A 26,807-nucleotide genomic window follows, 5' to 3' on the forward strand; every position below is an offset into this window, starting at 1 on the left:
ACCACCCGTTTCCATCGAATACCGTGGAACGCAATGATCATCGAACGGCAGAGCGTCGTCGAGGCCCCCGCAGAGCAGGTGTGGGCACGCGTGGTCACACCGGAGGGGATCAACGACGAACTCCGGCCATGGATGACGATGTCGATGCCGCGTGGCGCCGAAGCCCTGACGGTCGACAACGTGCCCGTCGGTGAGCCGGTCGGTCGGTGCTGGATGCGATTGTTCGGCGTCGTCCCGTTCGACTACGACTATTTGACGATCGCCGACCTGCAACCGGGGCGCGGCTTCGACGAGCAGTCGACGATGCTGAGCATGCGGACGTGGCGTCACGAGCGCAGCCTGGCTCCCGAGGGTGACGGGAAAACCGTTGTCCGGGACCGCATTACCTTCGAGTTGCGCGTACCGCTGCGCCTGGCGACGCCACTCATCGCTGCTGGGATACGCGCGCTGTTCGGACACCGGCACCGTCGACTTCAGCGGCATTTCGCCGACCGAGTTCATCGATGACGCACGTGACGTACAGCGCGACAGCCAGGCCGGGCTCATCGAGCGACCGCCGCAGTAAGCGGGCGATCTTGTCGAGGCGGTAGATCAGCGTATTGCGGTGGACGTGAAGGCGCTCCGCCGCCCGGGTGATGTTGAACGCGCAGTCGCCCCAAGCGATCAGCGTGGCGCGCAACGTCGACCATTCACGGTCGCCCAACAGCGGCGCGAGCAATCCTTCGACCAAGCGGATCCGGGAGTCGATCGGCACAACGGACAAGGCCTGTAGCAGACGAACATGTTCGATCTCATGGATCGTCAACTCCGGATGAGCGATCGGCCCTACCTGGAGCGCATCGAAAGCGTCGCGCGCGGAGATGTTCAGCTCGCCGATTTCTGACGCGGTCGACCCCACGCCTACGCGAACGCTAACGCCGCTGCCCTCGGCCGACGCAACCAGTTCGCGGCAGCGATCCTCGGCGGCGCCCTCGGGCGTCGCGACCGCGATCACCATGCGCGCCAAGGGCGCAATGAGGTCGTCCGCCGAGCTGAAGACCTGCTCGACCCGACGTGCGATGTGGTCTGAGTCCGCCTCCGGACCTGTGTCCTCCCATTGGATCAACACCATCCGGCGCGGCAGAGTCAGATCGTGTCCCAGCGTGCGGCCCCTACGGAGCAATCGCGATTTCGGCACCCCGGAGTGGTGCCATTCGCAGATCTCCCGCAGCAGTTCAGCCGTGGCCCGTTCGTGCGTCATCCGCGTCCCGATGCGGGCGGCCTCCTGCATGAGGATCTCGGTCTGCCGTTTGACGACGAGCCCGAACTGAACGACGTCGTCCGGCGAACCGGAGAGCCCAATCGTGCCGACCACTGTGTCGTCGATGACCAGAGGGATGGTCACGCCCGGAAGCGTGCCGATGAGGTCGCGAACGTCCTCGCTGGAGTGCGCCATTGTTCGCCGGCTGCGGACGACCTCGACGGACGCTTCGTGGAACTGTCCGACACGGGAATCGTCGCCGCTGCCGAGGACGATTCCCGACTCGTCGGTGATCAGCACGTTGTGCCCGATGACGTCGGTGATCTCGTTGGCGATCTGCTGAGCCAGCGCCTGTCCCAGCATGTAAACCCCCTGCGCCCTGTTGGGCATTTCGCCCAATTTCTTACGTGTCCGAAACCAAAGTCTATGTGGTTTGCCTAGTGACGTCGATCACGTGCCGTCCCTACGCTTGAGCGATCCTCGACAAGGAGTTCTCTCATGGCAGCTCTGGACTGGATTCTGCTCGCGGGCTACTTCGCCCTCCTGATCCTCATCGGCGTGCAGACCATGCGGCGCGTGAAGAATCCCGACGACTTCGCCGTCGCCGGCAACCGAATCGTCTGGCCGGTGTTCTTCGGCAGCCTTGCCGCCGCCTTCCTCGGCGGTGGCGCATCGATCGGCGTCGCCGGTGCCACGATGCGCGACGGATACGTCTACATGTTCGCGTTCTGCGCGTTCGGCATACAGACGGTTCTCGTTGGCCTGTTCGTCGCACCCCGGCTGAAGAACTACGTCGGCGCGCACACGTTGGGTGACGTCATGCACGAGCATTACGGCAAGCCGGCGCGCATCGTGACCGGCGTGCTGTCGCTCGCCCTGTGCGCGGGAATCCTTGGCGCACAGGCGTTGGCGATCGGCACGGTCGTCAACGCGACGCTCGATGTTCCGACTGTGCCCGCGGTACTCATCGGCATGGGGGTCGTCGTGCTGTACTCGTCGTTCGGCGGCGCATGGGCCGTAATCCAGACCGACATGCTTCAGTTCGTGTTCCTCGGTGTCTTGTTGCCGGTCGCCCTGTTGATCGGTCTGGACGCGGTCGGCGGCCCAAGCAACCTGATCGACCAGGTGCCTGCGGCGCACCTCACGGTGATGGGCGACTACACGCCGCTGCAGTTCCTCACACTGTTCTGCGCCCTGCTGCTCGGGGAAACGTTGGTGCCGCCGTACGCGCAGCGCACCTTCTCCACTCCCGACTCCCGGCACGCCCGGCTAGGTTTCACGATGGCGGGCTTCTTCTCGTTCGCCTTCTACTTCGTCTCGGCAACGCTCGGGCTCATCGCGCTCGTGCTCTATCCGAACATCGAAACCGACCAAGCGCTGCCGACCGTCGTCATGAATCTGATGCCCATCGGTGTCCTGGGTCTGGTCATCGCAGCTCTGCTCGCGGTCGTGATGTCAACGGCCAGTTCGTATCTCAACTCCACTGCCGTCGTGTTGACAAAGGACATCTATCAGCCGTTGCGCCCGACACCCGTACCGGCCGCCCGCCGACTGGCCATTGAACGCGCCACCAGCGTGATCGTCGGGGCCGCGGCAACGGTATTCGCGCTGAGTGTGCCCACCATCGTCGATGCGTTGCTCTACAGCTATACGCTCTGGGCGCCGACGATCATCGTCCCACTCTTCGCCGCCGTTCTGTTCGGAATCCGCTCTGCGCCTGCGGCACTGTCGGGAATCGCCGCGGGTGCGGTTGTCACCGCGGTATGGCAATGGGTCCTTCCCGCACCGTTCGGTCTCGATGACGGGCTCATCCCCGGCGTGCTGGCCAACTTGCTGGTCTTCAGCATCGTTGCGACCGCCACGGCAAACCGATATCCACCCCGCCGGCAGCCGGCACTTGTCCCCCAAGGAGAACTCGCATGATCGCCAACCTGCTCTTCTACGGAGTTCCGAGTGCCGTCATCGCCGTCACTTTGTGGGTCGGCTTCCTCGGCTGGCGCTTCTATGTCCAGGAAGTGCTGCGAGACAACGCTAATGACGCGGATCCGACAACGTGAAGATAGCCGTCATCGGAGCCGGCGTGGTTGGGGTGGCAACGGCGCACCAACTAGCCGAACGCGGTCACGAAGTGCACGTCTACGACCGCCGCTCCGACGTTGCCTCCGATACGAGCGCCAGCACCGCCGGGCTGATCGCACCCGGCCACTCCTACGCTTGGGCATCACCGACCGCGCCGCGGATGTTGCTGCGGTCGCTGCTCGGCGCCGACACGTCGATCAAGGTGAAACCCCGCGCGGACGCCGACCTGATTTGGTGGGGATTGAGGTTCTTGCGGGAGTGCACGCCGTCGCGCTCGCGGGCAAACACGCTGGCCAAACTCGCACTCGCACGATACAGCCAGCGGCTCACGGACGAACTCGCGCTTCGGGAGGGCCTGCAGTTCTGGCATACCGGCAGCGGCGTGCTCTATCTCTACCGCGATGAATCCGAACTTCGTGTTGCTGAACGCAATTCGACACTCCTGCGCGAGCATGGACGGCACCAGTCAATTCTCGATGCGGACCAGCTCACCGCCGTCGAGCCTGCGCTGCGCCACAGCAAGGCACGTTTCGCAGGCGCGATCCATGACACCTCCGACGCCACCGGCGACCCACAACGGTTCGCCGTCGCCCTGGCCGAGACCTGCCGCACCCTCGGTGTGAAGTTTCACATGTCGACGCCGATCACGGGACTGACAACAGACGGGTCGAGCGTCACCGAGATCAGCACGTCCGACGGTCACATCAGTTCGGACGCCGTCGTATTGGCCGCCGGCGCGGCTAGCTCACTGCTGACCCGGACCATGGGCGTGCGGATTCCGGTCTACCCGGCCAAGGGATACACACTGACGGCGGCCGTGAAGGACCCTGATCGTGCACCGAATGTCGGCGGAATCGACGAGCGATCCCTGGTCGCATGGTCGCGATTCGGCACCGATATCCGAATGTCGGCCACCGCGGAATTCGTTGGCTACGACCGTAGCTCGACACCAGCTGACTATGCCGGAATCAGCGAGGCCGCCGAAGAGCTATTTCCTGGTGCAGTCGATTGGGACAGTGCGCGGTACCGCACCGGACTGCGCCCGATGACCCCGGACGGTCCGCCGCTGATCGGGCTCGGCCGCCACGACAACCTGTACTACAACACCGGGCACGGGCATGTCGGATGGACGATGGCGTGCGGCTCGGCGCGGATGCTCGCCGACCTCATCGAGGGGCGTCTGCCCGACATCGATCCCACGCCCTACGCACCGGTCACCCGTCGCCGGCACCGCGGGTAACCCGTCGCTCTCTGTCTGATGCGGGCCACAAGTAGGGCAGATCATCTGGCACGCCTGGGAAGAACCGCCGGTAGTGCGCCGGGGCCTTGCGCAGGAGCGCCGATTGATGGCTTCGGTGAAACGCTGCATCGCCGAGCCATGGCGGCACCTCACCGGCGCCCGCGAGTTCCTTCTGTGTACGTGCTGCCGTGCATCCGGTCCCGTGCGTCAGATCGGCAATCAGCGTGACTGCACAGGTGTCGGCGTTGCCGAGGCCACACCAGACCGAACACATGTCAAGCCCGTACCGGACCAGCGCCTCTTCGTACCCGGCCCACATTGCCGCCGCCGGGTGGTGGCGCCAGCCGTAGCCGGGCACCGTCAACGCACGGAGAATCTGAATGGTCTCGACCCGCTGCTTGCCGAGTCGGCGTTTGTCGAGCACCCGTGCCGACTCGATGAATCCGGCATAGGGCAGGAATGTTTGCATTTCACCCCGCCTTCCCACGCGCGTGATTCAGTAAGGCTCCCAGTACACCTCTACCCGGTATCTGGCTGGCTCAACGCACCGAAGTCGGCAGCGTCGTCAGATTGGAGCAAACTAGTTTGATCGTTTTGACATCCTGATCGGCGCCCGCTGGAGCACAATCCAGGCCATGGCTCACTCCGCCACTTCGCCTTCAAAGCCGCCGCTGGACCGTGTGTCCAAGGCCATCATCGACGCCCTTCAGGAGGACGGCCGCCGGTCGTACTCCGCGATCGCCGATTCCGTGGGGATCTCCGAGGCAACGGTGCGCCAACGCGTGCACCGGCTGGTCGAAAGCGGGATGATGCAGATCGTCGCCGTCACCGATCCCAGGCAGCTCGGCTTCGGCCGCGAAGCGATGGTCGGGATCTGCTGTACGGGAGACAGCACAGCGACGGCCGAAAAGCTGGCAACAATCGACGTCATCAACTACGTCGTGCTTACCGCCGGCAGATTCGATCTGATCGTGGAAGTGGTGTGCGAGGACGATGCGCATCTGCTCAACGTGCTCAACACGGAGATCCGATCACTGCCCGACGTCTATCAAGCCGAAACGCTGGTCTATCTCAAAACGGTGAAACAGCAATACAACTGGGGTACACGCTAGCCGCCTTGCGATTCGAGAATCGCCTTAAGCCGCTTCAGGTCCTTCATGTTCGCGCGCTTCATCGCCACAGCCATCATCGGCGCCGCGACACCGGAGAACCCTGATGGCTCGCCGCGGTTGCGCAGCCTCATCCGGGTGGAATCCGGTTCGGCCTCATCCCACTCATATGTGGTCTCCATCGGGAACGGCCCCTCGGCCGTCCGCATGACGAACCGCCGGGCGGGGACGAACTCCACGACCTCATACGTGTAGGTCAACTTCCTGCCCAAAAACGCTGCAGTGAAGGTGAACTGGGAACCGACGGTGAGCGGTCGAGGCGTCTTCCACTCGACAGACTTGATGTTGACGTACCACGCCGTAGCGTTGTCCGGATCGGCGGCATAAGCGGCTACGACATCGCGTGGCCGCGCAATGACGGTCTCGACGTTGACATCCACCGGCGCCATGGAACTAGGCAGGCACCGGATCGCACTCGCGGTCCCATGCTCGATGCTGCGCCAGCGCCGAGGCGAAGGCCTGTGAGAACTCATCGGTGAGGTCATCGGCGGCCGCCGCAGTCGACACCACCCCGTTGGAGACGACCACGTCGGTGTGGTCTGCGAGCCGCTCCGTTATGCCCACTTTGCGCAGCAGGTCGACTCCGGATCCGAATGCTCCGACGGCCTTGAAATGTTTGTAGGCCTCGACGATGAAATGCGTTGCGTACCCGTCCTTTGACAGCGTCTCCACCGAGTCCGGGCCGCACGGTACGACCACCGCGTCGTACAACACCGACGCCATGGTGGTGAAGGCCCGGTCGACGGCGACCTCGCCGCCCGATCCACCGGACAGCGTCCCGCCTGCGACGGGCGCCAGCACCTCCACGATCGCGCCCTGCCGTTCTAGCGCACGCTTGAGCTTCTCGACGCCTTTCGCATCGACGCCGTTGGCCGCCAAAACGGCGATCTTGCGAGTCGCGATGCTATCGGTCGCGGTGTTCATCTGCGACAACGCCGGTGACTCGGGCATCTTGTCGTCGACGGGCTCCGCGGCCGGTTCGGGTAAGCCCAATTTCGCGGCGACCTGGCTGGCCAGCTCGTTGTCGATTCGATTGAGCTGTTCGACTGCCCGCTTGCGTATGTCAGGCAGTTCCACCTTGCCCAATTCGAACGCGAACGCGGCGACGATGTGCTTGGCCTCTACCGGCGACATGCTCTTCCAGAACATCCGCGCTTGGCTGTAGTAGTCCTGAAAACTCTTGGCGCGCTGACGGATCTTGTGTCCGTCGACCTTCTCGGTGTAGTGCCGGTACACGTCTTCGTCGGCCAGCGCCGGACATCCCCCACCCATGGTGTTCTTGAAGTAGCTGGACTTCCCTTGGGGGATCGCGTGCTGGCTGAAGCCGTCCTGCTGGTTGTTCCTCACATCGGCGAGCGGCCGGTTCACCGGCAGTTGCGCGAAGTTGGGTCCGCCCAGTCGGATCAGCTGTGTGTCCAGATACGAGAAGTTGCGGAACTGCAGCAATGGATCGTTGGTGAAGTCGATGCCGGGCACGACGTTGGCGGTGTGGAACGCCACCTGCTCTGTCTCGGCGAAGAAGTTGTCGGGGTTGCGGTTGAGCACCATCCTGCCGACCGGGCGCACCGGGACCTGTTCTTCCGGAATGATTTTGGTCGCATCGAGCAGATCGAATGCGAATGTGAACTCGTCGCTCTGCGGCACCAATTGAACGCCGAGCTCCCACTCCGGAAACTGGCCCGCGTCGATGCAGTCCCACAGGTCGCGCCGATTGAAATCCGGGTCCTTGCCTGCGATCTTCTGCGCCTCATCCCACACAAGGGAGTGCACACCCAGCTTGGGCTTCCAGTGGAACTTGACGAACGTCCCTTCACCGCTGGCGTTGACGAAGCGGAACGTGTGCACGCCAAAGCCCTGCATCGTCCGATAGCTGCGCGGCAGCGCGCGGTCAGACATCAGCCACATGATCGCGTGCAGCGTCTCCGGCTGCAGGGACACGAAATCCCATAACGTGTCGTGGGCCGAGGCGGCCTGAGGGATCTCGTTGTGCGGCTCGGGTTTGACCGCGTGCACGAAGTCGGGAAACTTGATGCCGTCCTGGATGAAGAACACCGGAAAGTTGTTCCCCACCAAGTCGTAGTTGCCCTGGTCGGTGTAGAGCTTCGTGGCGAAGCCGCGCACGTCACGCACTGTGTCGGCCGAACCGCGCGAGCCGGCAACCGTCGAAAACCGCACGAACACCGGCGTCTGCTTGCCAGGGGTGGTCAGAAACTTCGCGACGGTGTACTCGGCCAGCGAGTCGTCGTATGGCTCGAAGTACCCGTATGCGCCCGCGCCTCTGGCGTGTACCACCCGCTCGGGGATTCGCTCGTGGTCGAAGTGGGTGATCTTTTCCCGGGCGTGGAAGTCCTCCAACAGGGTGGGGCCGCGTTCGCCCACGGTCAGAGCGTCGTCGGTGTGGTCGACCCGGACACCCTGCTGAGTGGTCAGAAACCCGGTCTCGCGGCTGACCCGCGAACCGTCCAGCTGCTGCTGCTTGGCATCTTCAACATTCTTATCCGCCATGGCGCTCGGGTACCCAGAGCGCGACGGAACAAACTGCTCAGCGGGTGAGCACTGCGACGCATTCCACGTGGTGCGTCAGCGGGAACGAGTCGAACACGCGCAGATCTTCGACCTGGTAGCCGTGCCCACGGTATAACCCGACGTCACGCGCGAATGATGCTGCCTCACAACCGATGTGGACGACGCGCGGCACGTCGGCGGCGGCCAGCTGATCGATGATCTCGCGGCCCGCCCCGGCCCGCGGCGGGTCGAGCACCGCGACGTCTGCGCGCTGACGCTCGGCGGCCAACGCGCGGCGCACGGAGTCCGTGACCACCGAAACCCAGCCGAGGTCGGCCAGCGCCGCCCGCGCCGATCGTGACGCGCCGCGCGACGTGTCGACAGTGACCACCCTGCCGGTCTCTCCGACCTCCTCGGCCAGCACGGCGGCGAAAACACCCGCGCCGCCGTACAAGTCCCACGCCGTCATCCCCGCATCCAGCTGCGCCCAGCCGGCCACAAGCTCGCTGTAGACCCGTGCCGCGTCACGGTGCGCCTGCCAGAACGCGGTCACCGGCACCCGCCAGACCCGGTTCCCGACCCGCTGCACAGCCTCGTAGCCCCCCTCGACCACCTGCGTCGACGTCTTGCGCCCGACTCGCGGCCCGGACTGCACGACATGCCGGTCGCCGTCGTCGTCAAGCGCCACGTGCAGCTGTGCCCCCGGGGGCCACGTCCGGTCCTGCAGTCCGTCGAGCATGCCCGCAGGCAGCTGGGCGCACTCCAGGTCGGTGACCAATTCGGCGCTGTGATAGCGGTGAAATCCCACCCGGCCCTCACTCGAGGTGTCCAGCCGCACCCGGGTCCGCCAGCCCGTCGCACTGCCCCCTCCGACCGGCTCGGCCGCCGCCTCCTCCTCGTCACGCCAGTGGTAGCCGCCCAGCCTTGACAGTTGGTTGGCAACGACGGCGCCCTTCAGACCTCGTGTGGCATCAGGCGCAGCGAAGGCCAGATCGCAACATCCCGCGCCGTCAACGCCGGCGATCGGGCACAGCGGGTCGACGCGGTCCGCGGACGGTTCGATCACCTCGACAACATCAGCGTGCCAGTACGATCCGTGGTCGGCGACGATGCGAACCTTGACGGTCTCCCCCGGCAACGCGTACCGCACGAACACCACCCGGCCGTCGTGGCGCGCCACACAACTGCCGCCGTTGGCCGGCGGTCCCACCGTCAACGTCAGGTCCGTCGGCAACGGCGGCTGGTCGGTTAATTGTTCACTCACTCCATGAAGCCTCTGCGTATATCGCCGGGAGCCGACTGCGGCTGCAGCGTCTTCAGCCGCTCCGACGAATTCAATTGCCACGGAACAGATGTCACCATGACGTTGGGCTCGAACAACAGCCGCCCCTTGAGCCGCAGCGCACTCTGGTTGTGCAACACCTGTTCCCACCAGTGCCCCACGACATACTCGGGGATGAACACCGTGACGACCGTGCGCGGCGACTCCCTGCTGACGCGTTTGACGTAGTCGAGCACCGGGCGGGTGATCTCCCGATACGGCGAGGCAATCACCTTGAGCGGCACGGTGATATCACTGTCCTCCCATTTGTGCACCAGCTCGCGGGTCTCGCCGTCGTCGACGCTGACGGTGATCGCTTCCAGCACGTCGGGACGGGTGGCCCTGGCGTACGCCAACGCGCGCAACGTCGGCAGGTGCATCTTCGACACCAGCACGATGGCATGGTTGCGGCTCGGCAAGACGATGTCTTCGTTTTGCGCTTCCTGTTCCTCGAGCTCGCGCGCAACGGTGTCGTAGTGCTTGCGGATCAGCTTCATGATGACGAACAGGCTGCCCATCGCCAGGATCGCGATCCACGCTCCCACAAGGAATTTCGTCACGACCACCACGACCAGCACGGCCCCTGTGCAGATGCAGCCGATCGTGTTGATCACCCGAGAGCGCATCATCTTGCGCCGCGCGGCGTTGTCGGTTTCTGTGCGTAACAGTCGGGTCCAGTGCCGGACCATGCCGATCTGGCTCAGCGTGAATGACACGAACACGCCGACGATGTAGAGCTGGATCAGCGCGGTGACCTCGGCCCGGAATGCCACGATGAATGCGATCGCCGCGAACGCGAGGAACAGGATGCCGTTGGAAAACGCCAGCCGGTCACCGCGGGTGTGCAGCTGGCGCGGGAGGAAGCGATCCTGGGCCAGAATCGACCCCAGTACAGGAAATCCATTGAATGCCGTGTTGGCCGCCAACACCAGGATCAGCGCGGTGACACTGGTGATGATCAACAACCCGAGCGGAAAGCCTGCAAAGATTGTCTCGGCGAGCTGAGCGACCAGCGTCTTCTGCTGGTAGTCGGCAGGCGCTCCGATCAGCTGATGTTCGGGATGCTCGGCAATCTTCACGCCGGTCTCCTCGGCCAGCAGGATCATGCCCATGAACAACGTGATCGCTATCAGACCCAGCAGAGCAAGGGTGGTTGCGGCATTGCGGGACTTCGGCTTTCGGAACGCGGGCACCCCGTTGCTGATCGCCTCGACACCGGTGAGTGCCGCGCTGCCCGACGAGAACGCCCGTGCGATCAGGAACACCAAGGCGAATCCCAGCACATCGCCGTGCTCGGAGTGCATCTCGAACGCGGCCGATTCGGCTCGCAGCGGCTCACCGAGCAGATAGATCTGGATCAATCCCCAGACCAACATGAGGTACATACCGATCATGAACGCATAGGTGGGAATCGCGAACGCGGTGCCCGACTCCCGGATGCCTCGCAGATTCAACGACGCCAGGATGAGAATCGCGGTGACCGCGAACAACACCTTGTGCTCACCGATGAACGGCACCGCCGACCCGATGTTCGACATCGCCGACGCCATCGACACCGCGACGGTCAGGATGTAGTCCACCAGCAGGGCGCTGGCCACCGTCAGGCCGGCGGTATGCCCGAGGTTGGTGGTGACCACCTCGTAATCGCCGCCCCCCGACGGATAGGCGTGCACGTTCTGCCGGTAACTGGCGATGACGATCAACATGACGATCGACACCGCGAGCCCGATCCACGGGGCCATTGTGATCGCGGTCATACCCGCGATCGACAGCACCAGGAAGATCTCCTCCGGCGCGTAAGCCACCGACGACAGCGCATCGGATGCGAACACCGGCAGGGCGATCCGCTTGGGCAGCAGCGTGTGCGCGAGCTTGTCGCTGCGGAACGGACGGCCGAGTACCAACCGCCGCGCGGCGGTCGAAAGCTTGGACACGAGAGCCAAGAGTAAGCGCAGGAGCGATTGGCTGTAGCGTTCCGAGTGCGCGGGTTGCGAAGACAGCTTTTTCAGGCTTCGGCCGGGAAGGACCGTCAGGTGCGAGTAGTGGTGATGGGATGCGGCCGAGTGGGCGCGTCGCTATCGGACAGCCTGGCCCGAATCGGTCACGACGTTGCCGTGATCGACCGCGACAGCACCGCTTTTCACCGGCTCTCACCCGAGTTCTCCGGCGAGCGCGTCCTCGGCATGGGCTTCGATCGTGATGTGCTGCTGCGGGCCGGAATCGAGGAGGCCGGCGCGTTTGCGGCGGTGTCGTCGGGCGACAACTCCAACATCATTTCGGCCAGGGTGGCCCGCGAGACATTCGGCGTCGAGCGAGTGGTCGCGCGCATCTACGACGCCAAGCGCGCCGCGGTGTACGAGCGGCTGGGCATCCCGACCGTTGCCACCGTGCCGTGGACCACCGACCGGCTGCTCAACGTGCTCACCCGCGAAACCGAGACCACCAAATGGCGCGACCCGACCGGCAACGTCGGCGTGACCGAACTGGCGCTGCACGAAGGCTGGATGGGCCACCGGATCACCGCCCTCGAATCGGCCACCGGCGCACGTGTTGCCTTCCTCATCCGCTTCGGCGCCGGCCTGCTGCCCGACCCGAAGACGGTCATCCAGTCCGGCGACCAGGTGTACATGGCCGCGATCGCCGGGCACATAGCCGAAGCACTGGCCATTGCGGCGCTGCCGCCCAGCGAGGACGTGGAGGCCCAGTGAAAGTCGCGATCGCTGGGGCCGGCGCCGTTGGCCGATCCATCGCCCGCGAGCTCGTCGACAGCCACGACGTCACGCTGCTGGAACGTAATCCCGATCACATCGACGTCGACGCCATTCCCGCCGCCCAGTGGCGCCTCGGCGACGCCTGCGAACTGACCCTGCTGGAATCGGTGCAGCTCCATGAGTTCGACGTGGTAATCGCCGCGACCGGCGACGACAAGGTCAACGTGGTGGTCAGCCTGCTCGCCAAGACGGAGTTCGCCGTGCCGCGCGTGGTGGCCCGCGTCAACGATCCGCGCAACGAGTGGCTGTTCGACGAGAGCTGGGGTGTCGACGTGGCGGTTTCGACGCCGCGCATGCTGGCTTCCCTCGTCGAGGAGGCCGTCGCTGTCGGTGATCTGGTGCGGCTGATGGAGTTCCGCAAGGGACAGGCGAACCTGGTCGAGATCACGCTGCCCGACGACACACCGTGGGGCGGCAGACCGGTCAAACGCCTCGATCTGCCCCGCGACGCCACGTTGGTGACGATCTTGCGCGGCCCGAGGGTGATCGTGCCCGAATCCGATGAGCCTCTCGAGGGCGGCGACGAGTTGCTGTTCGTCGTCGTCGCTGAGGTCGAGGACGAGCTGCGGGAGCTGTTACTGCACCCCGAGTCACGCTGAGGCTCGTCAACGCCTCACGTATGCCGGCGGCGCTGCCGCCCGGTCCTGGCAACCCGCCGCCGACTCCGGTGACACACGGTCGAAGTCACACTGCTCGTTGCGAATCCCCACCGCCGAAATCAGCCCGGCCACCGCGAACAGGCCGGCTGTCACCATCGCGCCCTGCCGGAAACCGGCGAAATCGACTGCGCCGCCAATGATCACACCGGTGAACGCCACCGCGATCAGACCGGCGATCCTGGACACCGCGTTGTTGATCGCCGATCCGATGCCGCTCTGCGCGGGGTCGACCGCGGCGAGGATCGCGGCGGTCAGCGGCGACACCGTGACCGACAGTCCCAGGCCGAACACCACAAGGCCGGGCAGCATCTGCGACCAGAAATCGAACGGTTCCCGCGCCGCCGCCATCCACAGGTACCCAAGCGCCGCGATCAGCGGACCGGCCGCCATATACAGGCGCGGGCCGTGCCGCCCTGCGAGGGTGCCGAATCGTCGCGCCAGGAAGAACGACAGTACAGGGATCGGCAGGGTGGCCAGGCCCGCCTGCGTAGCCGAAAGGCCCGCGGTCTCCTGCAGGAACAGCGCGGCGATCAGAATTCCGAGCGACACCGCGGCGTAGAGGAACACCGTGGCCAGGTTGCCGACCGCGAAATTGCGGGCCGCGAAGATGTGGGGCGGCATCATCGGGTGCGGCGTGCGGCGCTCCCACCACGGGAACACGACGAGGCAGACCAGTCCGACCGCGAGTGTGGCCACCACCGCGGGATGACCGAAGCCGAGCCGCTGGCCTTCGATCAACGCGTACACCGCACCGGTGAGGCCGACGGCGTTCAGCGCCGCCCCGACGAAGTCAATGCGTGCAGAGCGGTCAGCGGCGAACTCGTCGGTGGACAGCTTCGTCGTGAAGTAGAGCGTGACGGCCAGCGGCACGATGTTGACCCCGAAGATCCAGCGCCAGTTCAGTACGTCCACCAGCACGCCGCCCAGCAGCGGCCCGAACACGAACGCGGTACCCGTCCACGCCGTCCACGTGCCGATGGCACGGGCCTGGTCGGCACCGGAGAACCGGGAGTTGATCATCGCCAGCGAGCTGGGCACCAGGAAGGCCGCGCCCACGCCCTGCAGGCAACGGGCGGCGATCAGCACCCAGCCGCTGGGCGCCACTGCGCACAGCACTGACGACACGGCGAAGACGACAAGACCCATCCGCAGCACCGACAGCCGGCCGAACTGATCCGAGATGGCGCCTGCGACAAGGATCAGCGCGCCCAGCGTCAGCAGGTACCCGTCCACCACCCACTGCTGCAGCGCCAGACCACCACCGAACTCGAGCCCGATCGCGGGCAACGCCAAGTTGACCACCGAACCGTCGAGAAACGCCACGAACGAGGCGAGAACCGCGACCACGATCAGCGGTCGGTCCGAAACCCGGGCCCGGGACTTCAATCAGGATTCCTGGACCGCGTCCTCGGGCTCCGACTTCACAGCAGGACCGTCGTGCGCGTGGATGGCGCGCTGAGCCGCCCGGATCGCCAGATACGTCACCAGCGCGGCGACGGCGGTCAGCGGCCAGCCCATCGCGATGCGGGCGACGCCAAGCATTCCCGTCTGGTCGGCGTCGTAGAGGTGATGTTGGACGACGAACCGCGACGCGAACACCAGCACCCAGAAGACGGTCGCGATGTCGAAGGCCAGTACGGCGCGACGCACCTTGCGCCAGCCGCGGTCATGACCGTTGACCCAGCCCCAGACGTAGCCGACCACTGGACGGCGGATCAGCACCGAGACCGCGAATACGGACGCCCACAGCAGCGACGACCAAATGCCAAGCAGGAAGTAGCCTTTCGACTCCCCCATCACATAGGCGATCAGCGCACACACGCCGACGCCCATGAATCCGGAGATCGCAGGCTGGGTCGATTCGCGGCGGATCAGCCGCCACACCAGGATGATCGCCGCCACACCGAGCGCCGCAGCGATCGCGGCCTGCAGCCCGAACGCCGACGACACCGGAACGAACGCCACCACAGGCAAGGACGAATAGATCAGACCGCTGATGCCGCCCATCTGGTCGAGGACGGCATGCGCTTTGGTCTGCTTCCCCGGTTCAGGTCCGGGGGAACTCACTTCTGAATCTCGTAATGCGGGTTGTACATGGCTTTGGCGCCACTATCGAGCTTGCCGATACGGCCGTGCACCTTGAGCGTGCGGCCCGACTCGATGCCGGGGATGCGGCGCTGTCCGAGCCAGACAAGCATCACAGAATCGGTGCCGTCGAACAGTTCGGCCTTGACGCCGCCCGCGCAGCCTTTGCCGTTGCATTCGACGCTGCGAAGGGTGCCGACCATTGTCACTTCTTGACCGCGTCGACAGTCGATCGCCTTTTGGGCGCCGGTGTTGGCGGCTTCGTCGCTGAGCTCTTGAACGTCGAGTTGCTCCGGGTCTTCCGTCAGCCGGCGGGTGAGCCGGCGCAGATACCCTTCGGCCGTAGCCATGGCCTCTCCTGACCTTCCGCAGATCCACCATGGATCTACCCAATCCAACGCCACGGTAGACCTCTTGGTTCCGATCTGCCACGCGGGGCGTACCTCGACGCGCCGGCGACTTGCGGCACCGGGCACGATCATCTGATGGCGGTCAATCTGCGCGGTGTGACGACGGTTCTGCTGCCTGGCACCGGATCCGACGACGACTACGTCTACCGGGCGTTTTCTGCCTCTCTGCACGCTGTTGGCGCGGTTGTCGTGACGCCGCCGCCGCGCCCGGATCGGCTCATCGACGGCTACCGGGACGCGCTGGACAACGCCGCGCGCGCCGAGCCGATCGCGGTCGGCGGGGTCTCCATCGGCGCCGCTGTCGCAACCGCTTGGGCGCTCGCCCATCCCGGGCACGTGGTCGCCGTGATGGCCGCACTGCCCGCATGGACGGGCGCACCGGACACCGCGCCCGCCGCCCATGCGGCGCGCCACTCGGCACATGCGTTGCGACGCGACGGGCTGGTGGCAGCCACCGCTGCGATGCGCGCCTCGAGTCCTGCGTGGCTGGCCGACGAGCTGACCAGGTCGTGGGTGGGCCAATGGCCGTCGTTGCCCGACGCCATGGATGAGGCATCGCAATATGTCGCGCCGACGTGCAGCGAACTGGAAGGCCTTACGGTCCCGATGGGAGTGGCGGCCGCCACCGACGACCCGGTGCACCCGGTGGAGGTCGGCATCGAGTGGGCATCGGCGGCGCCGCGGGCCGCACTGCGCACGGTCACTCTCGACGAAATGGGTGCCGACCCCTCGGTGCTGGGCGCGGCGTGTTTGGCGGCGTTGGACGACGCCTGACGCGCCTAACCGCCGGTGATCGTCCGGAGCTGTTGCATGGCCGATCCCTGCGCACTGCGGCGCGCGACGGGCTGCGCCGGTGGCGGCTCCTGTCCGCCTGCCTGCGCGGCCTGCTGGGCCTGCTGCGCTGCCTGCTCCGCCGCCGCACGTAGTTGGGCAGCCATCGGCTCAGGCAATTGCACTGCCAGTGGCGTGCGAACCGGCATCGGCGTGTCACCGCGACGAACTACGGTGTCGGCCAACGCATTTCGCGCCTCGGCCGCCAACGCTTCGACGTTCTCCTGAGGACCGTTGACCACGCAGCGGATCATCCAGCGGTAGCCGTCGACGCCGATGAACCGCACCACGGCGACACCCTGCCCCTGGTCTGCGGCCAAGCCGACCACCTCACGGCCCCACGGACCGTCCTCGATGCTGACCTTGGCGACGTCCTTGCGCAGCGAATCGGCCAGCTCGCCGGCAACTTCGCGCCACAGGCCCGCGGTCTTCGGTGCGGCGTAAGCGGCAATGGTGAATCGGCCGTTGGGCGTCATCACCCAGACCGCGTTGGGCACGCCCGTCTCGGACACCTCGACAGAGACCTGCCCGGCCTCGGGCATCGGAATCAGCACCGAACCCAGATCCAACCGGCCGACGGCCGCCACCGACGGGTCGTCGAAGTCGTCGACGTCGAACGGACCGTCGAGGTCGTCCCCGTCATCCGGGGACATGGTGAGGTCCTCGCGGTCGTCGTCGCTGCTCTTGTTTTTTCCGAATGCCATCACAAACTCGCATGTCCGCCGGAGGAACCGTGGCCGCCATCACCACGGGTTGTATCGGCCAAGCCGGCCTCGTCGAACGATGTCACCTCGACCAGCTCGGGCAACTCGACCCGCTGTACCAGCAGCTGAGCGATTCGGTCGCCGCGGTGCACCACGATGGGCTCCTGCGGGTCGAGGTTGATCAGTGCCACCTTGATCTCGCCGCGGTAGCCGGCATCGATTGTGCCGGGGCTGTTGACGATCGAAAGTCCCACGCGCGCAGCCAAACCCGAGCGCGGGTGGACCAGGCCAACCATCCCGTGCGGGATGGCCACGGCTATTCCGGTCGGCACCAGCGCCCGCTGGCCGGGCGCCAGCGTCACGTCGAGCGCGCTGAACAGGTCGACGCCCGCGTCGCCGTCATGGGCCCGGCTGGGCATCGGTAAATCGCGATCCAGGCGCACGACCGCAAGAGAGGTGGACACGACGTCACAGATTACTCTTGGCCCCGTGTCCGACACGCGCGCCACGTCGCAAACCGTGCGCTACCGCGAACGGTTGTGGGTGCCGTGGTGGTGGTGGCCGCCCGGGCTGGGGCTTGCCGCGTTGATCGCGCTCGAGGTGAACCAGGGCGTTGGCGCCCTACCGAATTGGCTGCCGTTCGCCCTGCTGCTGCCGGTCGCCGTCACGGTGCTGCTGTGGCTCGGCAAGACCGAACTCCGCGTGGTGGGTGGATCCGGCGAGGCCGAACTGTGGGTCGGCGCTGCGCACCTGCCGGTCACCGTGATTTCCCGGTCGGCGGAGGTGCCCCGGTCGGCCAAGTCGGCGGCTCTTGGCCGCCAACTCGACCCCGCGGCCTACGTCGTGCACCGGGCCTGGATCGGCCCAATGGTTCTCCTGGTTCTCGACGATCCCGACGATCCGACGCCGTACTGGCTGGTGAGCTGCCGCCATCCCGACCGTGTACTGGCCGCGCTGCGCACTTAGGGCACCTACGCCGTCAGGCCGCGCAGTCCGTGCAGATCATCACGCCGTTCTTCTCGCTGGCCAGCCGGCTGCGGTGGTGCACAAGGAAGCAGCTCGAGCAGGTGAACTCGTCGGCCTGCTTCGGGATGACCCGCACCGACAGTTCCTCGCCGGATAGATCGGCGCCAGGGAGTTCGAAGGACTCAGCAGACTCAGATTCGTCGACGTCAACGACTGCCGACTGGGCCTCGTTGCGCCGTGCCTTCAGTTCCTCGAGCGAATCCTCGGAAACGTCGTCGGTCTCAGTGCGCCGTGGGGCGTCGTAATCGGTAGCCATAGCCATGTCCCCTCCATAAACCTTGCAGCAGAGCTTTGTACCAGCGTCGAACGCATTCCCCAAATGATTCGTGCCCGTATTGACACGCGTTCCACTGTGATTTACGTCACACCGGGGCTGGTGCGGCGGTAAGCGCCCCAGCGACCGGGGCCTTAGAGTGCAGGCGTGGTAGCGCAAATCACAGACGGCACCGCGTTCGACAAGCACGGTCGCCCCTTCCGTCGGCGTAATTTCCTGCCTGGGATTCTGCTGTTCGTCGCACTGTCGGTGGTGACGATGTTGGTCTGGGTCGTCGCCCTGTCCCGCCCTGTCGATGTGCAGGAGGCCGCGGTCTGTAACCCGCCGCCGCCAGCGGCCAACCCCAGCGATCCACCGGCACTCGGCGAGCAAGTATCGCGCTCCACCATGACCGAGGTCACACCGGCCCGGCTCGCCGACACCAAGATCAGGGTTCTCAACGCCAGCGGACAGGGCGGCCAAGCCGCCGAGATCGCCGGCGAACTACGTGACCTTGGCTTCGCCGAACCGGCCGCGGCGAACGACACCGTGTACGTCAACACCCGCCTGGAGTGCCAGGGCCAGATCCGGTTCGGGCCGTCCGGACGCGCCGCCGCCGCGGCCGTCTGGCTGGTGGCGCCGTGCACCGAACTTTTCCAGGACCAACGCAGCGACGACACCGTGGACCTGGCCATCGGCACCGAATTCAGTGAGCTGACCGTCAACGAGGACATCGATGCTGTCCTCACCAGTTTGCGGCCAGACGCGACGCAGCCCGCCGACTCGGAACTGCTCAAGAAGATCCACACCGGCTCCTGCTAGCTCGTATCTCCTTGGGGCGAAAGCGGTTTCGCGACCTAGACAACACCGTATCGGCGCAACTCCGCGACTAGCGGCTCGGCGACGCCCGGCGCGGCCGCAACCACCAATCCGGCTCTGTCATCGGCCGGCGGCAACAGCAGCGTCGCGCCGGCCTCCGCGGCGATAAGCGCGCCTGCGGCCCAGTCCCAGACGTGCACGCCGTCCTCGTAGTACGCGTCGAGTCCCCCGGCGGCCACCATGCACAGATCGAGCGCGCACGAGCCGATCCGGCGGACGTCACGCACGACGGGCAGCAATCTGGCGAGGATCTCGGCCTGCCGGGTCCGCTGATCCGGAGCGTAGGAAAAACCGGTTCCTACCAACGACATTGACAACTCGCCGACGGTGTTGACCCGCAGCGGCGTTGTCACACCGGCGCGCCGCAGAGATGCGCCGTGCCCCAGCGCGGCCGAGTACACGGCGCCAGTGGGCACGTTGGCAACCGCGCCCGCCAGTGACGCGCCGCCGCGCTGCACCGCCACCGAAACGGCGTAGGTCTCGATCCCGTAGACGAAGTTGACCGTGCCGTCGATGGGATCCAGGACCCAGGTCAGCCCGTCGTCAAGGGCTGCAGAGCCGCCCTCCTCCTCGCCGAGGATGTGTTCACCGGGCCGCAGTTCGGCCAGCCTGTCGCGAAGTAGGCGTTCGGTCTCGGTGTCGACGACGGTGACAGGGTCGGTCGGCGTGCTCTTGGCCCGCACCTCCGGAGCGACGTTTGGCTGGGGATCGCCGAAAACCTCGATACGGCGCCGCCGGACGAATTCGGCAGCCTCTGTTGCCAGTGCCTCCGCGACCGAGCGCAAAAGGACAGGATCGGTGTCGTTTTCCGTCACGGTTCCATCGCAACACACATATCGCTAACCGGTTGCGCGACAGCCGCGCATGAGTTTTCCCGAGCTACTAAGGTGTGGGGCGCGTCGCACTTTGCCCGCCCCTCAGAGGAGCGCTCATGACCGCCACCGATTCACCCGCCGCCGCTCCGAACACGAACGGCGGCCCTGCGCGCCGTGGCTTCGGGATCGACGTGGGTGGAAGCGGCGTCAAGGGCGGCATCGTCGACCTCGACACCGGCCTTCTGATCGGTGAACGGTTCAAGCTCGCCACCCCGCAGCCGGCGACCCCGGACGCGGTCGCCAAGACCATCGCCGCGGTCGTCAAGGAGTTCGGGTGGACCGAGAAGCTGGGCGTCACCTACCCCGGCGTGGTGACCGACGGAATCGTTCACACGGCGGCCAATGTCGACAAACGATGGATCGGGGTCAACGCCAGGGACGTGTTCGCCTCGGCGCTCGACGGGCAACCGGTGACCGTGCTCAACGACGCCGACGCCGCGGGCCTTGCCGAGGAGAAATTCGGCGCAGGCAAGGACAACACCGGCGTCATCGTGTTGCTGACCTTCGGCACCGGCATCGGTTCGGCGGTGATCCACAACGGTGTGCTGCTACCGAACACCGAGTTCGGCCACCTCGAGGTCGGCGGCAAGGAGGCCGAACACCGGGCCGCCTCGTCGATCAAGGAGAAAAAGGGCTGGAGCTACGAACGGTGGACCGAGGAGGTCACCCGCGTGCTGGTAGCCGTCGAGAACGCGATCTGGCCGGATCTGTTCATCGCGGGCGGCGGGATCAGCCGTAAAGCCGACAAGTGGATTCCGCTGCTCAAGAACCGCACGCCGGTGGTGGGGGCGGCCCTGCAGAACACCGCAGGGATCGTCGGTGCGGCGATGGCCGCCGACGTCGACGTCACCGCTACTGCAAAGTAGCCACCTGCGGCTCGCCGCATTGACGGTCGAATTTGCCGCTCAGGGCGGCGCTACCTCACACTGTCGTTACAATGGTCGACGGCGGCCGCATACCGAATAGCGGCGAGTTCAACCGCCAATATTCGACATAACCGACTTTTTTCGATGGTGCACAAGGTCCCCCACGCTTACGCGGTGGGTCCAGCCACGAAAAATTGCAAGACGAAAGGGTGTACGTGGCAGCGACAAAGGCACGCCCGGCGACCGATGAGCCGGTGAAGCGCACCGCTACCAAGACCCCCGCCAAAAAGGCTTCCCCGGCGGCGAAAACCGCCAACGGATCGACGGCCCCCAAGCGGGCAACGAAGACGGCCGCGGCCAAGGCCACCGGCGCTAAGCCCGCCGCAGCCAAGTCGCGGGCCCCGAAGGCCAAGACCGACGATGCTCCCGCCACCCGCGGCCGCGCGAAGAAAGCCACCGGGGCCGAACCGGACACCACGGCCGAGGGCGCGACGGGCGACGAGCTCGAGACCACCGACGACCTCGAGGCCGAGCCCGGCGAGGACCTCGAGGTCGAAGAGACCGACATCGATCTGGAAGATCTCGAAGTCGCCGATGACGAACCCGCCGCGGCCGAGCCCACAGCGGCAGTCGTCGAGCCGGCACCGGCCGCCGATGACGAGGAGATCGCCGAGCCGTCCGAGAAGGACAAGGCTTCCGGCGACTTCGTCTGGGACGAGGAGGAATCCGAGGCACTGCGGCAGGCCCGCAAGGACGCTGAGCTCACCGCGTCGGCCGACTCCGTCCGGGCCTACCTCAAGCAGATCGGCAAGGTCGCTCTGCTCAACGCGGAGGAAGAAGTCGAGCTCGCCAAGCGCATCGAGGCTGGGCTCTACGCGACGCAGCTGATGGCCGAGTTCGCCGAGAAGGGCGAGAAGCTGCCAGCCGCCCAGCGGCGCGACATGTCTTGGATCTGCCGCGACGGCGACCGTGCGAAGAATCATCTTCTTGAAGCGAATCTGCGGCTCGTCGTGTCGCTGGCCAAGCGCTACACCGGCCGCGGCATGGCCTTCCTCGACCTGATCCAGGAAGGCAACCTGGGTCTGATCCGTGCGGTCGAAAAGTTCGACTACACCAAGGGTTACAAGTTCTCCACCTACGCGACGTGGTGGATCCGGCAGGCCATCACCCGAGCGATGGCCGATCAGGCGCGCACCATCCGCATCCCGGTGCATATGGTCGAGGTGATCAACAAGCTCGGTCGCATCCAGCGTGAGCTGCTTCAGGACCTGGGCCGCGAGCCCACGCCGGAAGAGCTTGCCAAGGAAATGGACATCACGCCGGAGAAGGTGCTGGAGATCCAGCAGTACGCGCGTGAGCCGATCTCGCTGGACCAGACCATCGGCGACGAGGGCGATTCGCAGCTCGGCGATTTCATCGAGGACTCCGAGGCCGTTGTGGCTGTCGATGCGGTGAGCTTCACACTGCTGCAGGACCAGTTGCAGTCGGTGCTGGAGACGTTGTCCGAACGTGAAGCCGGTGTGGTGCGGCTGCGCTTCGGCCTGACCGACGGCCAGCCCCGCACCCTCGACGAGATTGGCCAGGTGTACGGCGTGACCCGCGAGCGCATCCGGCAGATCGAGTCGAAGACGATGTCAAAGTTGCGCCACCCCAGCCGTTCTCAGGTTCTGCGCGACTACCTCGACTAACAGGCCATGCCTGAGAAGCCACCGAGGATCCCGCCGCTGGCGTTTGTTCGCGCGATCAACACGGCACGCGCTGGCCTGCAGCGGGCGCACCGCTCACTCGCGCCGGGCGGCATCAACTTGCTGGAGCTGCTGACCGGCGGCTGGATCACACAAATGGTGTACGTGGCGGTCAAGCTGGGCATCCCCGACGTGCTGGCCGACGGTCCGCTGCCGGCCAACGAGGTCGCCCACCGCGTCGGTGCCCATCCGGATGCGGTGTACCGGCTGATGCGCGCGCTGGCGTCCAGGGGTGTGCTCCGCCATCGCCGGGACGGCACGTTCACGCTGACCTCGATCGGCAAGGCACTGCGCACCGGCATACCCGGCTCACTTAGCGACATGGCATTGTTCATCGGCCACCCGCTGCGTTGGGAGGACTGGGGCAACCTGTTGTATTCGGTACGGACGGGCGAGCCCGCCGTGGTCAAGCTGCGCGGCAAGCCGTTCTTCGAGTACCTCGACGACAACCCCGAACTGGCCGAGTCCTTCAACAACGCGATGACGGCCGGCAGTGAGTTCGCGATCTATGCGGTGCTCGCGAGTTACGACTTCAGCGCCTACCGCACGATCATCGACGTCGGCGGCGGCCACGGCCGACTGCTGTCGATGATCCTGGGCAAGGCACCGAACACCAGCGGCGTGCTCTACGACCTACCTGTCGTGGTCGAGGGTGCCGGGCCGGAGTTGAAGAGGGCCGGCGTTGCGGATCGCTGTCAGGTCGTCGGCGGGTCGTTCTTCGAATCGGTGCCCGACGGCGGCGACGCATACATCATGAAGGCGATCATTCACGACTGGAACGACGACGACGCGGCGAAGATCCTGGGCCACGTGCGCACCGCGATCGCGTCCGACGGCAAGCTGCTGTTGCTGGAAAGTGTTCTGCCGGAACGATCTTCGTCAGACATCGGTATGCTCATCGACCTAGAGATGCTCGTCGCGGTGGGCGGCAAGGAGCGCACCCGCGCCGAGTGGACGAGCCTTCTGCGGCGCGCGGGCTTCCGGTTGAACCGCGTCGTCGAGACCGCGACCGCGGTGTCGATCATCGAGGCGACACCCGCCTGAGCTAATGCCGTCGCTCGCGCACCTTGTACGTCGCGGGCCATGACTCTCGAGATTCGTCGCCCGTCAAGGGAACTCCCTGACTGCCGATCTTGACTTCGTACGGTTCCATGCCGGCGCCGACTTCGCGTTCGGCTTTCTGCTGGGCGAGGTAATAGAGCTGATCGATCTCGAGTTCGCGGAAGGCCAAGAACGTGGTGCGGCGGACCGTATGCGGACTTGTGGCTTCGGCGACCATCCGGTCCACCAGCATGCGCGACGCGATCGCCGCGCCGCCGAGCAGGGTGAACGGAATGGCCCATGAGCACACGAACGACAGCGGATTGCCCCTGTCCAGGATCGTGGCGTCCGCAGCGACGATTGGCGGGATCGCCGACGACACCGTCATGGCGGCGAACGTGGCTACCCAGATCCACGTCACCAACGCGGTGGTCGGGCCGAACGGCTCACTCTTGATCACCTCGGCGGATTGCTCCGATTCGGCGAATTCACGCACGAACGGCTTGCCGATCAGCGCACCGGCAAGCACGGCCAAGAAGATCCCCGCGTTGCTCAGCGGCAGTGTCCAGCGCTCCACGAACGAAGCACTCAGCGAGAACGAAAGAACTATGAGCACCAAAAAGGTTGCAGCAGCCCCGATTTCGATGATGCGCGCCGGCTTACCGGTGACCCGCCCGACCACCAACGCGGCCACGGCGATCACCAGCGCGATCACCGCGGCAAGCGTGAAGGGAACGTTGCCGACAAGCACCCAATAAACGATCCACGGCGCGAAGCCAACCAGAATGCCCACGATGGGTCAGTGTAGAGACTCCGATGCTCAGCACGTAACAGTCGGGCCCTATTTTGTAGTGATGACCCAGCGCCGCAGAGTGTCAACCGGCTCGGTATATGAGTCGACAGTCGGCTATTCGAGGGCAGTGCGAACGGGCGCCCAGATCGTGGTCGCCGGGACCACCGGATCGGGCGACGGCATCGTCGAACAGACGCGGGAAGCGCTGCGGCGCATCGAGGTTGCGCTGAACAAGGTTGGCGCGTCAATGTCAGACGTGGTGCGTACGCGCATGTACGTCACCGACATCTCGCTGTGGCGGGACGTCGGCGCGGTGCACGCCGAGGTGTTCGGCGACATCGCTCCGGTCACGACCATGGTGGAGGTGTCCGCCCTTATCTCACCCGAGCTGCTGATCGAGATCGAGGCGGATGCCTACCACGAGGCTTAGCCGCATTCCTTTTCCAGCGGCGTGAAGCGACCGTCGGCACCGGGCCGGTACGGCGTGACGCTTGTCACAGCCGCCGCGGGCAATGGTCCGTACAGATGTGGGAACACCATCGAATCGGGATCAGTGGCGACCCCCGGCTCCCAACGGACTTCAGAGGTCAGGCATGCAGGATCGATGCGCAGCAGCACCAGATCGGCGCGGCCGGCGTAGAGCCGGTTGGCCGGTAGATGTACCTGCTCAGGTGTCGACAGATGCACGAAGCCGTTTGCGTCCAGGGAATCGGGCCGATGCTCGCCACGGACCTGGGCCAGCCGCCACTCGTCGGCACTACAGAGGTGCACCAGCGCACTCGGGGAGGTCATACCGCCAGCCTGCCGTGCCGGCAACCCGGCGCAATCGTGAGACACGACACACCGGTAAACCCCCGGGGAACAAGGCCGGAACCCAAAGCGTCTGAGACAGTAGAACAACGCCGGAGGTAACGGAGGAGCCAATGAACGCAACGTTGACCAGTCCCGAACTCACCAGGGCTGACCGCTGCGATCGCTGCGGTGCCGCTGCCCGGGTACGCGCGAAGCTGCCGTCTGGCGCCGAACTGCTGTTCTGCCAGCACCACGCGAACGAGCACGAGGCCAAGCTGATCGAACTCGCCGCCGTGATCGAAATCAGCCCGGTTGACGCCTAGTACCGCCTGGTACGCCGCGATTGTGGGCAGTACTGCCGATTGTCAGTAATGCTGGACTGGTCATGAAGGACCAGCCGGCACCGGTTAAGCCATCGCGTCACCACGTTTTGCACCTCTTGCGTCGCACGATGTCGAAAAGCTGGGACGATTCGATCTTCTCCGAATCTGCACAGGCTGCGTTCTGGTGCGCGCTGTCGCTGCCGCCGCTGCTGCTGGGAATGCTGGGCAGTCTCGCCTACGTGGCGCCGCTGTTCGGTCCGGAGACGCTGCCGACGATCGAGAATCAGATCATCAATACGGCGAACAGCTTCTTCTCCCCCAACGTCGTCAACGAGATCATCGCGCCGACGATCCGAGACATCGTCAAGGGTGCCCGCGGTGAGGTGGTTTCGGTCGGATTTGTGATCTCGTTGTGGGCGGGCTCCTCGGCCATCTCGGCGTTCGTCGACTCGATCACCGAAGCCCACGACCAGACCCCGCTGCGTCACCCGGTGCGGCAGCGGTTCTACGCGCTGGGCCTGTACGTGGTCATGCTGGTGCTCGCGATCGCCTCCGCACCCTTCATCGCGCTGGGTCCGCTCAAGATCGCCGAGTTTCTCCCTGACAGCTGGGATAACGCACTGCGCTTCGGTTACTACCCGGCGTTGTTCCTCGGTCTGGTGGTCGCGGTGAACGTCCTTTACCGGGTCTCGCTGCCGAAGCCACTCCCGTCCCATCGGCTGCTCCTGGGCTCCGTCCTGGCGGCCGTCGTCTTTCTGCTCACCACACTCGGCCTGCGCGTGTATCTGACCTGGATCACCGCCACCGGCTACACCTACGGCGCGCTGGCGACCCCGATCGCGTTCCTGTTGTTCGCGTTCTTCCTGGGCTTCGCGATCATGGTGGGCGCGGAGCTGAACGCCGCGATTCAGGAGGAGTGGCCGGCGCCCGACACGCATGCGCGCCGCTTGAGGTGGTGGCTGGAGGAAAAGGCAGACTCGCTCAACGGCGAGACGCCCGCCCAGCCGGCGACCGCCGTCGCGAAGACAGACGGCGCTACGTCTTGAGCTTCTCGTAGATCCGCTTGCAGTCCGGGCAGACGGGCGAGCCAGGCTTCGCGGCCTTGGTCACCGGGAACACCTCGCCACACAGCGCGACGACGTGCGTACCCATCACCGCACTTTCAGCGATCCTGTCCTTCTTGACGTAGTGAAAGAACTT

The 26,807-nt window shown here is 65.5% G+C and carries 32 protein-coding genes; 16 read left to right on the top strand and 16 right to left on the bottom strand.

All coding sequences use genetic code 11. The features are described 5' to 3' along the window. The first annotated feature begins 33 nt into the window (after positions 1-33). Positions 34-507: a hypothetical protein gene (locus VFH65_RS05460; RefSeq protein WP_353320132.1), complete on the top strand. Its 474-nt coding sequence runs from the start codon at positions 34-36 to the stop codon at positions 505-507. Here the strand turns inward: VFH65_RS05460 and VFH65_RS05465 are convergent. Further along, the gene (locus VFH65_RS05465) at positions 425-1,630 is read right to left on the bottom strand and encodes a CdaR family transcriptional regulator (RefSeq protein WP_353320133.1); all 1,206 of its coding nucleotides are present in this window, start codon (positions 1,628-1,630) and stop codon (positions 425-427) included. The two genes, VFH65_RS05460 and VFH65_RS05465, sit on opposite strands and share 83 nt — an antisense overlap. A 108-nt stretch (positions 1,631-1,738) precedes the next feature. Between VFH65_RS05465 and VFH65_RS05470 the strand changes: the two genes are divergently transcribed. From VFH65_RS05470 to VFH65_RS05480, 3 genes are read left to right on the top strand one after another with little or no spacing between them, the layout of a single operon-like run. Further along, complete coding sequence (locus tag VFH65_RS05470; protein ID WP_353320134.1) at positions 1,739-3,163, top strand: sodium:solute symporter family protein; 1,425 nt, start codon at positions 1,739-1,741, stop codon at positions 3,161-3,163. Continuing rightward, on the top strand, positions 3,160-3,297 hold the full coding sequence (locus tag VFH65_RS05475; RefSeq protein ID WP_353320135.1) for a hypothetical protein: 138 nt from the start codon (positions 3,160-3,162) through the stop codon (positions 3,295-3,297). The genes VFH65_RS05470 and VFH65_RS05475 overlap by 4 nt, the downstream gene beginning before the upstream one ends. Further along, positions 3,294-4,559: a D-amino acid dehydrogenase gene (locus VFH65_RS05480; RefSeq protein ID WP_353320136.1), complete on the top strand. Its 1,266-nt coding sequence runs from the start codon at positions 3,294-3,296 to the stop codon at positions 4,557-4,559. The genes VFH65_RS05475 and VFH65_RS05480 overlap by 4 nt, the downstream gene beginning before the upstream one ends. On the opposite strand, the gene VFH65_RS05485 is transcribed toward VFH65_RS05480, so the two are convergent. Next, positions 4,534-5,028 carry an MSMEG_6728 family protein gene (locus VFH65_RS05485; RefSeq protein WP_353320137.1) on the bottom strand — a complete coding sequence of 165 codons (495 nt, stop codon included), beginning with the start codon at positions 5,026-5,028 and terminating at the stop codon, positions 4,534-4,536. The genes VFH65_RS05480 and VFH65_RS05485 overlap by 26 nt on opposite strands. Positions 5,029-5,194: 166 nt before the next feature. On the opposite strand from VFH65_RS05485, the gene VFH65_RS05490 reads away from it, so the two are divergent. Continuing rightward, positions 5,195-5,671 (top strand): Lrp/AsnC family transcriptional regulator, encoded by a 477-nt coding sequence (locus VFH65_RS05490; RefSeq protein ID WP_353320138.1) that lies wholly within the window; start codon positions 5,195-5,197, stop codon positions 5,669-5,671. On the opposite strand, the gene VFH65_RS05495 is transcribed toward VFH65_RS05490, so the two are convergent. The 4 genes from VFH65_RS05495 to VFH65_RS05510 are packed head-to-tail and all read right to left on the bottom strand — an operon-like array spanning position 5,668 to position 11,488. After that, entirely contained in the window at positions 5,668-6,117 is a 450-nt protein-coding gene (locus tag VFH65_RS05495; protein WP_353320139.1) for an SRPBCC family protein, read from the bottom strand. The two genes, VFH65_RS05490 and VFH65_RS05495, sit on opposite strands and share 4 nt — an antisense overlap. 4 nt (positions 6,118-6,121) lie before the next feature. Continuing rightward, positions 6,122-8,233: a catalase gene (locus tag VFH65_RS05500; protein WP_353320140.1), complete on the bottom strand. Its 2,112-nt coding sequence runs from the start codon at positions 8,231-8,233 to the stop codon at positions 6,122-6,124. Positions 8,234-8,270: 37 nt separating this feature from the next. Then, complete coding sequence (locus VFH65_RS05505; protein WP_353320141.1) at positions 8,271-9,497, bottom strand: class I SAM-dependent RNA methyltransferase; 1,227 nt, start codon at positions 9,495-9,497, stop codon at positions 8,271-8,273. Continuing rightward, complete coding sequence (locus VFH65_RS05510; protein ID WP_353320142.1) at positions 9,494-11,488, bottom strand: APC family permease; 1,995 nt, start codon at positions 11,486-11,488, stop codon at positions 9,494-9,496. The genes VFH65_RS05505 and VFH65_RS05510 overlap by 4 nt, the downstream gene beginning before the upstream one ends. Before the next feature lie 99 nt (positions 11,489-11,587). Between VFH65_RS05510 and VFH65_RS05515 the strand changes: the two genes are divergently transcribed. Continuing rightward, positions 11,588-12,262 (top strand): potassium channel family protein, encoded by a 675-nt coding sequence (locus tag VFH65_RS05515; protein WP_353320143.1) that lies wholly within the window; start codon positions 11,588-11,590, stop codon positions 12,260-12,262. Beyond that, positions 12,259-12,924, top strand: coding sequence for a potassium channel family protein (locus tag VFH65_RS05520; protein ID WP_353320144.1), 666 nt, complete (start codon positions 12,259-12,261; stop codon positions 12,922-12,924). The genes VFH65_RS05515 and VFH65_RS05520 overlap by 4 nt, the downstream gene beginning before the upstream one ends. Positions 12,925-12,930: 6 nt before the next feature. Here the strand turns inward: VFH65_RS05520 and VFH65_RS05525 are convergent, their stop codons facing one another. The 3 genes from VFH65_RS05525 to VFH65_RS05535 are packed head-to-tail and all read right to left on the bottom strand — an operon-like array spanning position 12,931 to position 15,419. Next, the gene (locus tag VFH65_RS05525; protein ID WP_353320145.1) at positions 12,931-14,370 is read right to left on the bottom strand and encodes an MFS transporter; all 1,440 of its coding nucleotides are present in this window, start codon (positions 14,368-14,370) and stop codon (positions 12,931-12,933) included. After that, a complete protein-coding gene (locus VFH65_RS05530) occupies positions 14,371-15,051 on the bottom strand; it encodes a DUF3159 domain-containing protein (protein WP_353320146.1) in 681 nt (226 codons plus the stop codon). Then, positions 15,048-15,419: an OB-fold nucleic acid binding domain-containing protein gene (locus VFH65_RS05535; protein WP_353320147.1), complete on the bottom strand. Its 372-nt coding sequence runs from the start codon at positions 15,417-15,419 to the stop codon at positions 15,048-15,050. Before VFH65_RS05535 ends, VFH65_RS05530 begins: the two co-directional genes overlap by 4 nt. 135 nt (positions 15,420-15,554) lie before the next feature. Between VFH65_RS05535 and VFH65_RS05540 the strand changes: the two genes are divergently transcribed. Then, complete coding sequence (locus tag VFH65_RS05540; protein WP_353320148.1) at positions 15,555-16,253, top strand: serine aminopeptidase domain-containing protein; 699 nt, start codon at positions 15,555-15,557, stop codon at positions 16,251-16,253. Between the two features lie 5 nt (positions 16,254-16,258). Here VFH65_RS05540 and VFH65_RS05545 read toward each other — a convergent pair whose 3' ends face one another. Next, the gene (locus VFH65_RS05545) at positions 16,259-16,963 is read right to left on the bottom strand and encodes a DUF3710 domain-containing protein (protein ID WP_414688365.1); all 705 of its coding nucleotides are present in this window, start codon (positions 16,961-16,963) and stop codon (positions 16,259-16,261) included. A gap of 50 nt (positions 16,964-17,013) precedes the next feature. Further along, on the bottom strand, positions 17,014-17,478 hold the full coding sequence (gene dut, locus VFH65_RS05550; protein WP_353320150.1) for a dUTP diphosphatase: 465 nt from the start codon (positions 17,476-17,478) through the stop codon (positions 17,014-17,016). Between the two features lie 25 nt (positions 17,479-17,503). Here dut and VFH65_RS05555 point away from each other — a divergent pair, with 25 nt between their 5' ends. Continuing rightward, positions 17,504-17,980, top strand: a complete 477-nt coding sequence (locus tag VFH65_RS05555; RefSeq protein ID WP_353320151.1) for a DUF3093 domain-containing protein — start codon at positions 17,504-17,506, stop codon at positions 17,978-17,980. Between the two features lie 13 nt (positions 17,981-17,993). On the opposite strand, the gene VFH65_RS05560 is transcribed toward VFH65_RS05555, so the two are convergent. Beyond that, complete coding sequence (locus VFH65_RS05560; RefSeq protein WP_024445904.1) at positions 17,994-18,296, bottom strand: DUF4193 domain-containing protein; 303 nt, start codon at positions 18,294-18,296, stop codon at positions 17,994-17,996. A gap of 165 nt (positions 18,297-18,461) precedes the next feature. Here VFH65_RS05560 and cei point away from each other — a divergent pair, with 165 nt between their 5' ends. After that, entirely contained in the window at positions 18,462-19,115 is a 654-nt protein-coding gene (gene cei / locus VFH65_RS05565; RefSeq protein ID WP_353320152.1) for an envelope integrity protein Cei, read from the top strand. 35 nt (positions 19,116-19,150) lie between these two features. On the opposite strand, the gene VFH65_RS05570 is transcribed toward cei, so the two are convergent. Further along, positions 19,151-19,987, bottom strand: coding sequence for an inositol monophosphatase family protein (locus VFH65_RS05570; protein ID WP_353320153.1), 837 nt, complete (start codon positions 19,985-19,987; stop codon positions 19,151-19,153). 116 nt (positions 19,988-20,103) lie between these two features. Here VFH65_RS05570 and ppgK point away from each other — a divergent pair, with 116 nt between their 5' ends. From ppgK to VFH65_RS05585, 3 genes are all read left to right on the top strand, one after another. Further along, on the top strand, positions 20,104-20,913 hold the full coding sequence (gene ppgK, locus VFH65_RS05575) for a polyphosphate--glucose phosphotransferase (RefSeq protein WP_353320154.1): 810 nt from the start codon (positions 20,104-20,106) through the stop codon (positions 20,911-20,913). 215 nt (positions 20,914-21,128) lie between these two features. After that, positions 21,129-22,601 (top strand): RNA polymerase sigma factor, encoded by a 1,473-nt coding sequence (locus tag VFH65_RS05580; protein ID WP_353320155.1) that lies wholly within the window; start codon positions 21,129-21,131, stop codon positions 22,599-22,601. Positions 22,602-22,607: 6 nt separating this feature from the next. Next, positions 22,608-23,702, top strand: coding sequence for a methyltransferase (locus VFH65_RS05585; protein WP_353320156.1), 1,095 nt, complete (start codon positions 22,608-22,610; stop codon positions 23,700-23,702). A 1-nt stretch (position 23,703) separates the two neighbouring features. On the opposite strand, the gene VFH65_RS05590 is transcribed toward VFH65_RS05585, so the two are convergent. After that, a complete protein-coding gene (locus tag VFH65_RS05590) occupies positions 23,704-24,492 on the bottom strand; it encodes a hypothetical protein (RefSeq protein ID WP_353320157.1) in 789 nt (262 codons plus the stop codon). A gap of 61 nt (positions 24,493-24,553) precedes the next feature. Here VFH65_RS05590 and VFH65_RS05595 point away from each other — a divergent pair, with 61 nt between their 5' ends. After that, positions 24,554-24,922 carry a RidA family protein gene (locus tag VFH65_RS05595; protein WP_353320158.1) on the top strand — a complete coding sequence of 123 codons (369 nt, stop codon included), beginning with the start codon at positions 24,554-24,556 and terminating at the stop codon, positions 24,920-24,922. On the opposite strand, the gene VFH65_RS05600 is transcribed toward VFH65_RS05595, so the two are convergent. Beyond that, positions 24,919-25,284, bottom strand: coding sequence for a DUF952 domain-containing protein (locus tag VFH65_RS05600; protein ID WP_353320159.1), 366 nt, complete (start codon positions 25,282-25,284; stop codon positions 24,919-24,921). The two genes, VFH65_RS05595 and VFH65_RS05600, sit on opposite strands and share 4 nt — an antisense overlap. A 131-nt stretch (positions 25,285-25,415) precedes the next feature. Between VFH65_RS05600 and VFH65_RS05605 the strand changes: the two genes are divergently transcribed. After that, positions 25,416-25,607 (top strand): DUF7455 domain-containing protein, encoded by a 192-nt coding sequence (locus tag VFH65_RS05605; RefSeq protein ID WP_353320160.1) that lies wholly within the window; start codon positions 25,416-25,418, stop codon positions 25,605-25,607. A gap of 62 nt (positions 25,608-25,669) precedes the next feature. Beyond that, a complete protein-coding gene (locus tag VFH65_RS05610) occupies positions 25,670-26,653 on the top strand; it encodes a YihY/virulence factor BrkB family protein (RefSeq protein ID WP_353320161.1) in 984 nt (327 codons plus the stop codon). On the opposite strand, the gene VFH65_RS05615 is transcribed toward VFH65_RS05610, so the two are convergent. Continuing rightward, positions 26,643-26,807: DUF3039 domain-containing protein (locus VFH65_RS05615; RefSeq protein WP_353320162.1), on the bottom strand; the 165-nt coding region annotated here is incomplete at its 5' end. The genes VFH65_RS05610 and VFH65_RS05615 overlap by 11 nt on opposite strands.

Source organism: Mycobacterium sp. (assembly GCF_035697385.1).
Classification (GTDB): Bacteria; Actinomycetota; Actinomycetes; order Mycobacteriales; family Mycobacteriaceae; genus Mycobacterium.